Origin of the sequence: Nibribacter ruber (assembly GCF_009913235.1) — a bacterium.
Lineage (GTDB): Bacteria > Bacteroidota > Bacteroidia > Cytophagales > Hymenobacteraceae > Nibribacter > Nibribacter ruber.
Map to the genome: position 1 here is coordinate 3812976 of NZ_CP047897.1, position 12590 is coordinate 3825565.

Below are 12590 nucleotides of genomic sequence, written 5' to 3' on the forward strand. Positions count from 1 at the left end.
ACTAAATACACACTTATGAAACGATTCTTTTCTTTCCTGCTTGCCCTGTTATTTGTTGCCCAGATAGCCAGTGCGCAGAAAGACCCGAAAGCCGAGCAGATTTTGGATGCCATGAGCAAAAAGTACCAGGCCATGAAAGCGTTCAAAGCCTCTTTCTCCCAAACATTAGAAAGCCAGAGCGCCAAGGTGAAGGAAACCATCAACGGGGACATTACCGTGGCGGGCAATAAATTCCGGTTGTCGGTGGCCGGTCAGGAAATCATCAACAACGGCACCACCATCTGGACCTTCATGAAGAAGGAAAACGAAGTGAACATCTCTGACAATGATCCAGATGAGCAGGAGTTGACGCCTAACCAGATTTACACGCTGTACAAGAAAGGCTACAAATACAACTACAGCGGTGAGCAGAAACTAGGCGGTGAGACCGTGAATGTGATTGACTTAACGCCAGAAGATAAGTCTAACCAGGTGTTCAAGGTACGCATGTTCATCAGCAAGAAGGACAACTCCATCAAATCCTGGCATATGTTCCGCAAAAACGGAAACCGCTATGTGTACACCATCAAGAAGTTCACGCCTAACCCTCCATTGGCCGCCAACTTCTTCACCTTTGACAAGGCCAAATACAAAGGCGTAAAAGTGGTAGACCTGCGTTAATTTTTTAGACACAAGATTCAAGACGAATCCTTGAAAGGCTCCTGCAGAAATGCAGGAGCCTTTTCGTTTTTCGCATAATTTCAACAAAACACGCCAAAAACGGTTTAGATTTGTGCACCGCAACTGACCGTCAGCACCATGACCAGACAACAGCTTTTTGAGCAGATTCAACGCAAGCGTTCCTACCTCTGCATAGGCCTGGACACAGACCTGAAAAAGATTCCCCAGCACTTGCTGCAGCACGAGGACCCCATTTTTGAGTTTAACCGGCAGATCATTGACGCCACGGCAGATTTGTGCGTAGCGTACAAGCCCAACGTGGCCTTCTATGAGGCGCACGGCCCCAAAGGCTGGGTGAGTCTGCAGAGGACATTAGAGGCAATCCCACAGGACGTATTCTCTATTGCAGATGCCAAGCGCGGCGACATTGGAAACACCTCAGAACTGTATGCCCGCGCTTTCTTTGAGCGGATGAACTTTGACTCTATCACGGTGGCTCCGTACATGGGCGCAGATTCTGTGACGCCTTTTCTTCAGTTCAAAGACAAATGGGTGATTCTGCTGGCCTTGACCTCTAATGAAGGCAGCAAGGATTTTCAGTTCTCCAACGTGGTGACGCAGGGAGAGGCGCATTTCCTGTTCGAGAAAGTGTTGATCAAAAGTCAGAAATGGGGGACGCCTGAGAACCTGATGTACGTGGTGGGCGCCACCCGCTGCGATTATATTGAACGCGTGCGCGAGATTGCCCCAGACCATTTCTTGCTGGTGCCGGGCGTAGGTGCGCAAGGCGGAAGCCTGGAAGAAATCTCCAGATACGGCATGAATAATCATTGCGGCCTGCTGGTGAATTCTTCAAGGCAGATTATATATGCCTCGCAGGGAGAGGACTTCGCCGAGAAAGCCCGCGCCGCTGCCCTAGCCGTGCAACAGGAAATGGACAAATACCTGAACGAGTACCTGCCTCAATAAATCGTTTTTGGGCTGTTTTCTGTAAAACAAGCCAAAAACGGGAACAGCCTTTCACCTTCTGCTGCCGTATGTGCAAATGAATTGTGTAAGGCTGTTTCTGTTTTCATGAAAGAAGACTTTCTTCATTACCTCTGGCAACACCAATACTTCAACAAGGAGCGGCTGCTCACCACCTCTGGGGAAGAAGTGGCCGTCTTGCACCCTGGCTTTCACAACCGCTCAGATGCCGGTCCGGATTTTTCCAATGCCAGAATCAAGATAGGCAATACAGAGTGGGTAGGCAGCGTAGAGATTCACCTGTCTTCTTCAGACTGGCGCCGGCACCATCACCAGCAAGACGCCAAATACAACCAGGTGATATTGCATGTGGTCTGGGAAGAAGATGAAGTAGTGCTGCGGGAGGAGGGAAGTCCCATGCCCACGCTGGAATTGAAAGGCCGTGTGCAACTACCTCTGCAGGCCCAATACCAGGAACTGCTTTGGAGCCAGGCCGTCATTCCCTGCGCACCCCGGGCGTTTGCAGTAGACAGCATCTACAAAGCTTCCATGCTGGATAAGACTTTGCTGGAACGGTTGCAACTCAAGGCAGAATTGGTGCTGGAGCGCATGGAGCAAAGTAGGCAGAACTGGGAGAGTACGGTATACCATACCATGGCGGCGGGCTTCGGGTTTAAAGTAAACCAAGACGGGTTTCTGCTGCTGACGCAGGTGTTGCCGTGGCCCCTGGTGCAACGGTACCAGAAAAGCCCCGGGCAACTGGAGGCCATGGTGTTTGGGCAGGCAGGTCTGTTGGCAAACGTAAACCCACAGGATGCCTATGCCACGGCCCTCGCCAAAGAATACCAGTACCTTCGGCATAAGCATACCTTAGAAGAGCCCCTGACGGCCAAAGCCTGGAACATGCTGCGGCTGCGGCCGGCCAATTTTCCGGGAATCAGGTTGGGACAGTGGTTGGCGGTGTTGCTGGCGCATGAACATCTTTGGTCTGATCTTATTACTTGTGAGACGGTGCCTGCTTATGAAGTTTTCTTCCGGCAAACGCCGCCTAAGTATTGGCAACAGCATTATGCGCCGGGCAAAAAGAGCAAGCAGACGTTTGCCAGAATAGGGGAAGAAAGCGTGCAGAACCTTTTAATCAATGTAGTGGCTCCCTTGCTGGTTGCCTTTAGCCGGCGGACCGGTGACTATATTTACCAGGACAAGGCCATTGCTTTGCTGGAACAACTGCCCAAAGAAAACAACAAAATCACCAGGCTGTACAAAGAACTGGAGTTTCAGCACGGCACCGCCGCCGATTCCCAAGCCCTGATCAGCCTTTATCAAAGGTACTGCCAACCCAAGAAATGCTTACATTGCGTGGTAGGGCATCGCCTTCTTAAGCAAAATATGAACCGCCGCTAATGTACGCATCCTGGCTCCATCTGCCCTTATTCCTCTTCCTGGTGTTTTTGCTTTGGCGTTTTAAAGGCGGACGCGGGTTTGGCAAAGTGTTCTGGAGTATGCTGGGCTTGAAGCTATTGGCTGGGTTGGCTCTGGGCTACGTGTACCAGGAGTTTCTAGGCGGCGGCGATACCTGGGCATACCATAAAACCACACTGCGGGTGTTGGGTCAAACCACTCAAAGTGCTCAAGATTATCTCCAATTCTTGTTTTTTGATCAGGCAGGTGCTGGGACCTTGACCTTTAGAACCGACTCCAACTCCTTCTTTCTGGTCAAGATTCTGAGTGCGCTGTATCTGCTCACCAATGATTCTTACTGGATGAGCAGCCTCTATCTGTCTCTGTTCAGTTTCTGGGGGTGCTGGTATTTTTTCCAGAGCCTAGAAAAGCGCTTTCCAGAATTTTCTATGCCAGCCTTGGTGGCGTTTCTGCTGTTTCCTTCCATTGTGTTCTGGAGCAGCGGCGTGAGCAAAGACAGTCTGGTCATGGGCGCCATGGGGCTGCTTCTGGGAGCCAGCGTCCAGCTTCTTTTTGCATCAAGGCTAAGACCCATGCTCAAATACCTGTTCTTGTTTGCCGCAGCAGGTTGGCTCTTCTATAAAGCGAAGTTCTATTTAGCCGTACCCGCTATTGTCTTCATAGGCGCTTACTTAGCAGTGGAAAAAGCCAGCAAGCAAGTTCCTGCTTTCAACACGGCGGGTAAAAAGATGGGACTGTGGTTTTGTTTGATGGCGGTAGGAGGATTGGCGGCTTATTTTATGCAATCCGTTTTCACGCCAGATGACCTGGGGTTTCACGTCATGCTCAACTACAATCATCTGCTCGCGAAGACCTCGGCCAATGTTCCTCACCTATATTTCCCTGATTTGAATGCCTCTTTTGGGTCCATTCTCTGGCATGCGCCCCAAGCCGTAGGGCAGATGCTGGTAAGACCGTTTATCTGGGAGCCGGCTCCCTTCTTTTACAAACTCATTGCGGTAGAAAACCTGATTCTACTTGTCTTGCTTTTGCTGGCCGCAATGGAGATAATCAGAAACAAAAAACTCCTGACCATGCCTGCGTTTTGGTGGGTATTGCTCTGCTTTTTTATGGTGGGTGCGGCGCTGGTGGCTTTGCCCACGCCCAACCTGGGCTCTTTGAACCGTTACCGTGCTCCTCTGCTGGCTATTTTCCTGACGGTAGTCATCTACTGGGTGCCCTGGCAGCGGTGGTGGCCGGCAGGGTTCAAACGTGATAAAAGCGCTTAATTTTTCTTTGCGTATTTTTGCGTGAATATTTCAATTTGAGACTATGCAGAATCCTGTAATCATATTAGGTGCCCAAGAACTGGGCATTGCCGCACTAGATACTTTTCAGAGTAATGACGTGGTGGTGTATTGCTTTTTAGATGACAAAGTAGCCTTGCAACAGCAAGAAGTGAATGAAATCACCGTCATGGGCAACACTGAAGACGAGAATTTCCTCAAACTCATTGGCAAAAAGTGCGACGTGTTTGTGGCCGCTGAGGACATGGCCGCCCGCAAAAGCCTGGTGAACATGCTCAAGGAAGACTACAAAGTGGTTCCGGTGAATGGCATTCACAAATTTAGCTATGTCTCTGAGCACGCGTGGTTGGGTCATGGCAACCTGGTGCAAGCCGGAGCCATCATCAACCCCAACGCCAAAGTGGGTGACAGCTGCGTGATTGGTGCCAGAGCCTTGGTAGATTCAAATGCCGTGCTGGAGGATCATGTGCAACTGGGCGCTGGGGCCATCATCAACGCCGGCGTCACCGTGGCCGAAGGGGCCTTTATTGGAACCGGCGCCGTGATTGTGTCTGGCGTGAAGATTGGCAAGAACGCCCGCGTGGGCGCCGGAGCCGTAGTAGTGGCAGACGTGCCAGCCAAGCAAACCGTCTTCGGGAATCCCGCGAAAGCAGTTTAAATAGTAGTTAGACGCTAGACATTAGATTTTAGACTTCTGACATTTTAAATTAACTCAGGACTCGCGACTCTGGACTCAAGACTGATTTATGTCATTTTCCGATTTTGGGCTGTTTTCTGTAAATTTGCACAAAAACAGAAAAGCAGGTGTTGCCAGAAAATAGCACATCAGCACATTAATTCATTAGCACATTAACTACACTTAGTCTGAAACTAAGCTCGTATGAAAAAGTACAGTATCCTTCTTTATTACCACTACACCAAGATTGAAGATCCAGAGTTGTTCCGGGAGGAGCACCATCTGCTGTGTTTGAAACTGAATCTGCTGGGCCGCATTATTGTGGCTTCTGAGGGCTTGAACGGCACCGTCTCTGGCCTGGTGGAAGACTGCGAAGCCTACATGGCCGCCGTAAAAGCAGATCCTCGCTTTGAAGGTGTGGACTTTAAAGTAGACTTCGCCGACGAACACGCCTTCACCAAACTGCACGTGCGCCACAAACCGGAAATCGTGCACGCGGGCCTCAGAAACATTGACCCAACTGAGCGTACCGGCGTGCATTTGTCGCCGCAGGAGTTCAGGGACATGAAAGACCAGGAAGACGTGGTGGTGCTGGATGTGCGCTCAGACTATGAGCACAGCATGGGCAAGTTCAAGAACGCCGTGACGCTGGACATTGAGAATTTTCGGGAGTTTCCAGAGAAGCTGGATGAGCTGAAGGAAAAGTACGAAGGCAAGAAAATCCTGACGTACTGCACCGGCGGCATCAAATGCGAGAAAGCCAGCGCCTTCTTGCTGGAGAAAGGTTTTGAGAACGTGTACCAGCTGCACGGGGGCATCATCAAATACGGCATGGAAGCCGGTGGTGAAGACTTTGAAGGCAAATGCTACGTCTTTGACAATCGCGTGGCCGTAGATGTGAACACCGTCAATCCAGTGGTGATTTCTAAATGCCATGTGTGCGCGACGCCTTCGGCCAGAATGGTGAACTGCGCCAACCCGCATTGCAATCTGCACGTGCCCATCTGTGAGGCCTGCGGCACTAAAATGGACGGTGCCTGCTCTACCACCTGCCAGGAACATCCAGAAAAACGCCCGTATGACGGCACCGGTTACTATCAGAAAAACACCAACGGGTACAACCCGTACAAAGGCTTAAACCGCCGCAAGACGGAGCAAGCCAAGGCCGTGTAAGCGATAAATTTTTTATAGAGAGAAAGCGCCGCATGTTGCCCCTGGGCAATCTTGTAGGCGCTTTTTTCTTTACCTTGGGGCAAGAAGTCCTTGCTTCTACATGTACTACCTAAAACTATGAACCTATGGCCCGCATTCCGGAGTCTGAACTGATCTTTAACGCCGACGGCAGCATCTACCACCTCAACCTGCTACCCGAGCAAATCTCTGATACCATCATCACCGTGGGCGACCAGGACCGCGTGGCCAAGGTAAGCCAGCATTTTGACTCCCTTGAAGTGCAGGTGGCCAAGCGCGAATTTGTCACCCACACCGGCTACTACAAAGGCAAGCGCATCTCAGTGGTTTCTACGGGCATAGGCACAGACAACATTGACATTGTGTTCAATGAGCTGGACGCGCTGGTGAACATTGACTTTGTGAGCCGGGAGTCCGTTGCCCCAGAAGACCACATCTCCCTGAAGATTGTACGCATTGGCACCTCGGGCGCCTTGCAGCAAGACGTGCCCCTGGGCAGCCATTTAGCCACAGAATACGCGGTGGGCCTGGACACGCTCATGCAGTTTTACCCACTGGTAGAAACCGGGTATGAAACTGAGATTGCGGTGCAGTTACAGTTGGCGCTGGGCATCGGGTTTTTGCCGTACTGCGTCAAAGGCTCAGACTTGTTGCGGGAGCAGATAGCGTTTGACATGGTGCACGGCCACACGTTCACCTGTCCGGGCTTCTACGGGCCGCAGGGCCGTCAGTTAAGGCTACAACCCAAGGTGCAGGACCTTATTCAAAAGCTGAGCGCGTTCCAGTACGAGAACGTGCAGTTTACCAACTTTGAGATGGAGACCGCGGGTATTTATTCCTTGGGCAGATTGCTGGGCCATGAAGTGCTGTCTCTGAACGCCATTGTAGCCAATCGCATCAGCAATACGTTCGCAGATAACGCAGAACAGGTGATTGATGACCTGATCATTAAAGTACTGGACAGAATTTAAATTGTAAGCCACCAGATGTGAGACTCCAGCCATAAGACTGGTTTGCGTTTTTGGCTTGTTTCGGTCAAAAAAGGCTAAAAACGATGAGGCCCGCTTTACTTATAAAGCGGGCCTCATCGTTTTAATATGTCTTGATACTAATTTACTCTAAGGACCAAGCAGGGAGCTGCAAGCACTCCCGTACCTCTCAACCAAGAATTCCTTATTTCTTAATTCAATTAGAAGAACTCAACGCCCAGTACAGACCGCAGCGGGAGCGTCACTCCAGATTTAAGGGTCACAAATTCTTGGTCTACCTGCCAGATGGTGGTTTGCACGCGTTTTATGTCGCCGCCCGCTATCTGGAAGGTAACCTCTACCTTGCCCTGGTACCCGTTGCCCAATCTGCTGGCGCGTTCCAGATCATGCAAGCGGCGTTTTTGTGCTTCTTTATTAGGCCATACGTCTTCTTGGCCAAACTGGAGTTCAGGAATTGTTTCCTTCTCAATGAGCGGGAAATGTGGAGCTGTCTTTTCCATAATCACTCAGAATTACTGTTTGTCTGTAGGCAATGAATGCATTATTCAGTATAAAAGCAAACGATTGCGTAAACAATAATTGTATACGAGGTCAGGTGGAATTCTGCTGTTTCTGAGAAGGGAACCGTTTGGCGTTTTTGACCTGTTTTCTGGAAAATAAGCCAAAAACGACCTATAGCTTCGCTAGAAACGCCATGGTGTCTACGCCGTCTGCATAGTCAGTCACGCTGGGGCACTGCGCCTGCCCGAAGGAGAAACTGTTCTTCCAGGCGCCTTCCTTAGACACCACGCACTGCAACTTGTCCTGCACCTCGGTCAGCTTCGCTTTTAAATCCTCAGAGTCTTTATAAGTTTCATAAAAGAGTACCGAGATAGGAGAGACCAGGTTCTTGCTCTCCGTGACCATTAAAAAGCCATTGTCCAGATGCTCCACGCGGTTCACCAAAAGAATGGACTTGTTGTAGTCATAGTTGTTGCGGTACTTGTGGTGATCTACCACGTCTTTCTTGTACTCCATCGCCTCAAAGAAGGGGGTGAAATCATATCCTTCGGGTACGTAAGCCTTGGCTACATTTCGGCAACCTAAGCCATAATAGCGCAAGATGTCATCACCTAAAGAAGCCAGTTCCTCCTGGGTTTCCTCGCCGGTTAAAACGGCCACGCTGGTGCGGTTCTTTCTAATGATGTGCGGTCGCTTGGCGAAGTAGTATTCAAAGTAGCGGGCCGTGTTGTCAGAGCCGGTAGCAATGATGGCGTCAGACTCCTTGAGCATGTCCACATACTGAATCTGCGCCCCGAAGCGGTCTTCTAGTTCCGTCAGCTTGTCTAACAAGTGCTTCACCAAAAAAGGGTCATCTGAGCTCAGTTTGGCTTGCAGAATATGGCCAGACAAGAGAATGCAAAGCGCGTCATGGAAACCCACCGCCGGAATGTTGCCGGCCATCACTACGCCCACTTTCTTAGGCATTATGTGGCTGAAGTCATAGTTGGCAACCCATTTCTCCAGTGGTTCACGCTGTAGCATGTGCGCAATTCCGTCCAAGGCCGATGAAACATTTGGCAAGTCAAAGAAGTTATTGAACTGCCCGGTTCTTCGGGCCAGGTATTCTAGTTCCTCTTCTGTGAGTGCGCGAAGGTAATCTCCTAAGGCTACAAAGGCAGAAAGTCTATTTTCTAAAGTCATCATATAAAGGGGAACAGCGGGTGCGTGAGAAACGTTTGATACAATGGGCGCTAAGTATTACTTTTGCGCATAGTATGGCGTGCCGTAGAAGCCGGTGCAAAATTACTAAAAAGAAACAGGAGATACGATTATGGCTATAATGATTACGGATGAGTGTATCAACTGCGGCGCATGTGAGCCGGAGTGCCCTAACACTGCTATCTATGAAGGTGGCGCGCAGTGGACCTGGGGAGACGGTACCTCTCTAACCCAAGTGGAGATAGACGGCGGAGAAACCATTGACGGCAAAGCCCCGCAACCGCCCATCTCAGACGAATTCTACTACATTGTCTCTGACAAATGCACCGAGTGCTGTGGTTTCCATGAGGAGCCCCAGTGCGCCGCGGTTTGCCCGGTAGACTGCTGTGTAGATGACCCAGACTACCGCGAGAGCGAAGAAGACCTACTAGCCAAAAAAGAATGGCTACACGCCGCCAGCTAAGCTTTTGTCTATAGAAATATCAGAGAACCCGCCCCGCGCGGGTTTTTTGTTGCCTGCTCGTTTTTGGCCTCTTTTCAAGAAAAGAGGCCAAAAACGAAGCGATATTTTATAGGTGAACAGAACAAAGCCATCTAACTGCTCCAGACAGACGGCTAAAGTCTTCTAATTTGTTATTTTTGCAGATTCACGTAAATGAGGTGGTGTCTATTGAATTAGCACATCAGCACATTAAAACATTAGCACATTACCAATGACGTCTATCCCAAAAACATATAACCCCAAAGAAGTAGAGGACAAGTGGTACGCCACCTGGCTGGAGCGCGGTTTCTTCAAATCTAAGCCCAATCCTAAAAAGGAGCCTTACACCGTGGTGATTCCGCCGCCCAACGTGACGGGTGTCTTGCACATGGGCCACATGCTCAACAATACCATCCAGGATATTTTGGTGCGTAGAGCGCGTATGCAAGGCAAAGAGGCATGCTGGGTGCCGGGCACCGACCATGCGTCCATCGCTACTGAGGCCCGGGTGGTGAACATGCTCAAGGAAAAAGGCATCGAGAAGAAAGACATCAGCCGTGAGGAATTCTTGAAGTACGCTTTTGAGTGGAAAGAGAAGTACGGCGGTATCATTCTGGAGCAGTTGAAGAAACTGGGCGCCTCTTGTGACTGGGACCGTACCCGTTTCACCATGGAGCCCGACCTGACCGCGGCCGTGATTGAAGTGTTTGTGGACCTGTACCGCAAAGGCCTCATCTACCGCGGTGTGCGCATGGTCAACTGGGACCCACAAGGCTTAACCGCGCTGTCTGACGAGGAGGTAAACTTCAAGCAGGTAAATGGTAAGCTGTACTATTTGCACTATGCCATTGAAGGCTCTGACGAGGTATTAACCGTGGCGACCAAACGCCCTGAGACAATCATGGGCGATGTGGCCATCTGCGTGCACCCGCAAGACCCGCGCTATCAGCATCTGGAAGGCAAGAAAGCCATCATTCCGTTGGTAAACCGCGCCATTCCCATCATTTTTGATGAGTACGTGGACATTGAGTTCGGGACGGGGGTATTGAAAGTGACGCCTGCCCATGACATCAATGACTATGAACTGGGCGTGAAGCACAACCTGCCTAGCATTGACGTCTTGAATGACAACGGTACCATCCATGAGCGCGCTGGCCTGTACGTAGGCGAAGACCGTTTTGTGGTGCGTAAGAAAATCACGAAAGAACTAGAGGCCAAAGGCTTGCTAGAGAAGGTAGAGGATTCTGTAACCAACGTCGGGTTTTCTGAGCGCACAGACGCCGTCATTGAACCCAAGCTGTCTATGCAGTGGTGGTGCAAAATGGAGGAGATGGCCAAGCCTGCGCTGGAGAACGTGATGAACGACAACATCAAGTTGCACCCGCCCAAGTTCAAGAACATGTACCGTTCCTGGATGGAAAACGTGCGCGACTGGTGTATTTCGCGTCAGTTATGGTGGGGTCAGCAGATTCCGGCGTATTACCTGCCTAACGGAACCTTTGTAGTAGCCACTACGCCAGAAGAAGCCTTACGCCTGGCACAGGAGCAAAGCGGTGATGCCAGCCTTCAGCTATCTGACCTTCGTCAGGACGAGGATGTGTTGGATACCTGGTTCTCTTCGTGGTTATGGCCTATCTCTGTGTTTGACGGTTTCAAAGACCCAGACAACGAGGATATCCTGTATTATTACCCAACCAATGACCTGGTAACTGCCCCTGAGATTCTGTTCTTCTGGGTAGCGCGTATGATTATGGCCGGTTATGAGTTCAGAAAGGAATTGCCGTTCAAGAACGTATACCTGACCGGTATTGTGCGTGATGCACAGGGCCGTAAAATGTCTAAGTCACTGGGCAACTCGCCAGACCCGTTGGTATTGATTGAGCAGTACGGCGCCGATGGCGTGCGTGCGGGTATGTTGTTCAGCTCCCCAGCCGGGAATGACCTGTTGTTTGACGAGAAATTGTGCGAGCAGGGGCGTAACTTCAGCAACAAAATCTGGAACGCGTTCCGTCTTATTAACGGCTGGGATGTAGATGCTTCTTTGCCTAACCCGAATGAGAAGGCCATCAAGTGGTTTGACTCTAAGTTCAATGAGTCTCTCAACATTCTGGAAGACCATTTTGAGAAGTTCAGAATCTCTGATGCCTTGCTCACGGTGTACAAACTGGTGTGGGATGATTTCTGCTCGTCTTACCTGGAGATGATTAAACCAGCCTTCGGGTCACCTATTGACGCCGGTACCTTGCAGGCCACCAATGAGTTCCTGGAAAAACTCATGAAGGTGTTGCATCCGTTTATGCCGTTCATCACCGAGGAAATCTGGAACTCCATGGCAGAGCGCGCGCCTAAGGACTGTCTAGTAGTAGCGCCTTGGCCAGCACAAGGCCGCGTAGACGCCGACATCCTGCGCAACATGGAATACGTCCTAAATGTGGTTGGCCAAATCAGGAACCTGCGCAACAGCAAGAACCTGTCGCCGGCCAAGAAACTGGCCTTGCACGTGCGGTTGAACGAAGGCAAAAACGCGATTGCTGGCTATGAAGTCTTGGTAAGCAAACTAGCCAACTTAAGCGAAATCCAGGAGACCGAACAGCCTCTAGACAGCGCCTTGTCTTTTGTGGTGGACAGCTCTGAGTTCTTCATTCCGATGGAAGGCACCATTGACGCCGCCGCTGAACGCGAGCGCATCTTGAAGGAACTGGACTATACCAAAGGCTTCTTAGCGTCAGTGGATAAAAAGCTGAGCAATGAGCGCTTTGTGGCCGGTGCCCCAGACGCGGTTATCAATGCAGAACGTAAAAAGCAAGCTGACGCCGAAGCGAAGATCGCGGCTTTAGAGCAAAGCCTGTCGGCCTTGCCTTTAGAGTAATTTCTAGAAAAGTGCTATAAAAAAGCGGTTACTCTGTAAAGGGTAACCGCTTTTGTTTTTGAGGGTCAATCGCTTTAAAATGTCATTCTTGTAAATGCCCTTGCCAAGTGCAGATTCTCCCCTTGAGGGGAGCGCAGAGGGGTGTTTACACAGGAGAGCACATATTGCTTTTGCTAGTGGTCATCCTGAGTATTATATAAGTAGCTCTAATCGTAAAAATTGAATTCTCCAATTGCCAAAGCTATTACCAGCAGATGCAGACACCCCTCTGCGCTCCCCTCAAGGGGAGAATCTGCGCTTGGCAGAAGTTGTTGGCATTGAGCGACCTTAGCATTTTGGCCTGTTTTCT

At 50.4% G+C, this 12590-nt stretch carries 11 protein-coding genes; 9 read left to right on the forward strand and 2 right to left on the reverse strand.

Annotation, left to right across the window (positions count from 1 at the left end):
• The first annotated feature begins 15 nt into the window (after nucleotides 1-15).
• From GU926_RS16115 to GU926_RS16145, 7 genes are all read left to right on the forward strand, one after another.
• The gene (locus tag GU926_RS16115; protein WP_160693673.1) at nucleotides 16-660 is read left to right on the forward strand and encodes a LolA family protein; all 645 of its coding nucleotides are present in this window, start codon (nucleotides 16-18) and stop codon (nucleotides 658-660) included.
• Between the two features lie 138 nt (nucleotides 661-798).
• A complete protein-coding gene (gene pyrF / locus GU926_RS16120; RefSeq protein ID WP_160693675.1) occupies nucleotides 799-1629 on the forward strand; it encodes an orotidine-5'-phosphate decarboxylase in 831 nt (276 codons plus the stop codon).
• Nucleotides 1630-1734: 105 nt separating this feature from the next.
• Nucleotides 1735-3030 (forward strand): DUF2851 family protein, encoded by a 1296-nt coding sequence (locus tag GU926_RS16125; protein ID WP_160693677.1) that lies wholly within the window; start codon nucleotides 1735-1737, stop codon nucleotides 3028-3030.
• A complete protein-coding gene (locus GU926_RS16130; protein WP_160693679.1) occupies nucleotides 3030-4316 on the forward strand; it encodes a hypothetical protein in 1287 nt (428 codons plus the stop codon). The genes GU926_RS16125 and GU926_RS16130 overlap by 1 nt, the downstream gene beginning before the upstream one ends.
• Before the next feature lie 43 nt (nucleotides 4317-4359).
• Nucleotides 4360-4992, forward strand: a complete 633-nt coding sequence (locus GU926_RS16135; RefSeq protein WP_160693681.1) for a NeuD/PglB/VioB family sugar acetyltransferase — start codon at nucleotides 4360-4362, stop codon at nucleotides 4990-4992.
• A gap of 222 nt (nucleotides 4993-5214) precedes the next feature.
• Nucleotides 5215-6183: an oxygen-dependent tRNA uridine(34) hydroxylase TrhO gene (gene trhO / locus GU926_RS16140; protein WP_160693683.1), complete on the forward strand. Its 969-nt coding sequence runs from the start codon at nucleotides 5215-5217 to the stop codon at nucleotides 6181-6183.
• Between the two features lie 125 nt (nucleotides 6184-6308).
• Nucleotides 6309-7172, forward strand: a complete 864-nt coding sequence (locus tag GU926_RS16145) for a nucleoside phosphorylase (protein WP_160693685.1) — start codon at nucleotides 6309-6311, stop codon at nucleotides 7170-7172.
• A 218-nt stretch (nucleotides 7173-7390) separates the two neighbouring features.
• Here the strand turns inward: GU926_RS16145 and GU926_RS16150 are convergent, their stop codons facing one another.
• Both GU926_RS16150 and GU926_RS16155 read right to left on the reverse strand, forming a co-directional pair.
• Entirely contained in the window at nucleotides 7391-7690 is a 300-nt protein-coding gene (locus GU926_RS16150) for a hypothetical protein (protein WP_160693687.1), read from the reverse strand.
• Between the two features lie 172 nt (nucleotides 7691-7862).
• A complete protein-coding gene (locus GU926_RS16155) occupies nucleotides 7863-8876 on the reverse strand; it encodes an acyl-CoA reductase (RefSeq protein WP_317165580.1) in 1014 nt (337 codons plus the stop codon).
• A 127-nt stretch (nucleotides 8877-9003) separates the two neighbouring features.
• Between GU926_RS16155 and GU926_RS16160 the strand changes: the two genes are divergently transcribed.
• The gene (locus GU926_RS16160; protein ID WP_066508922.1) at nucleotides 9004-9354 is read left to right on the forward strand and encodes a 4Fe-4S binding protein; all 351 of its coding nucleotides are present in this window, start codon (nucleotides 9004-9006) and stop codon (nucleotides 9352-9354) included.
• Nucleotides 9355-9604: 250 nt separating this feature from the next.
• The gene (locus GU926_RS16165; protein WP_160693689.1) at nucleotides 9605-12241 is read left to right on the forward strand and encodes a valine--tRNA ligase; all 2637 of its coding nucleotides are present in this window, start codon (nucleotides 9605-9607) and stop codon (nucleotides 12239-12241) included.
• Nucleotides 12242-12590: the final 349 nt, after the last annotated feature.

Excerpts from the sequence above, each read along its gene's own strand:
- GU926_RS16165 (WP_160693689.1), top strand. The coding sequence starts at position 9,605 with ATGACGTCTATCCCAAAAACATATAACCCCAAAGAAGTAGAGGACAAG.
- GU926_RS16145 (WP_160693685.1), top strand. The coding sequence starts at position 6,309 with ATGGCCCGCATTCCGGAGTCTGAACTGATCTTTAACGCCGACGGCAGC.
- GU926_RS16115 (WP_160693673.1), top strand. The coding sequence starts at position 16 with ATGAAACGATTCTTTTCTTTCCTGCTTGCCCTGTTATTTGTTGCCCAG.
- GU926_RS16130 (WP_160693679.1), top strand. The coding sequence starts at position 3,030 with ATGTACGCATCCTGGCTCCATCTGCCCTTATTCCTCTTCCTGGTGTTT.
- trhO (WP_160693683.1), top strand. The coding sequence starts at position 5,215 with ATGAAAAAGTACAGTATCCTTCTTTATTACCACTACACCAAGATTGAA.
- GU926_RS16160 (WP_066508922.1), top strand. The coding sequence starts at position 9,004 with ATGGCTATAATGATTACGGATGAGTGTATCAACTGCGGCGCATGTGAG.
- GU926_RS16155 (WP_317165580.1), bottom strand. The coding sequence starts at position 8,876 with ATGATGACTTTAGAAAATAGACTTTCTGCCTTTGTAGCCTTAGGAGAT.
- pyrF (WP_160693675.1), top strand. The coding sequence starts at position 799 with ATGACCAGACAACAGCTTTTTGAGCAGATTCAACGCAAGCGTTCCTAC.
- GU926_RS16150 (WP_160693687.1), bottom strand. The coding sequence starts at position 7,690 with ATGGAAAAGACAGCTCCACATTTCCCGCTCATTGAGAAGGAAACAATT.
- GU926_RS16135 (WP_160693681.1), top strand. The coding sequence starts at position 4,360 with ATGCAGAATCCTGTAATCATATTAGGTGCCCAAGAACTGGGCATTGCC.
- GU926_RS16125 (WP_160693677.1), top strand. The coding sequence starts at position 1,735 with ATGAAAGAAGACTTTCTTCATTACCTCTGGCAACACCAATACTTCAAC.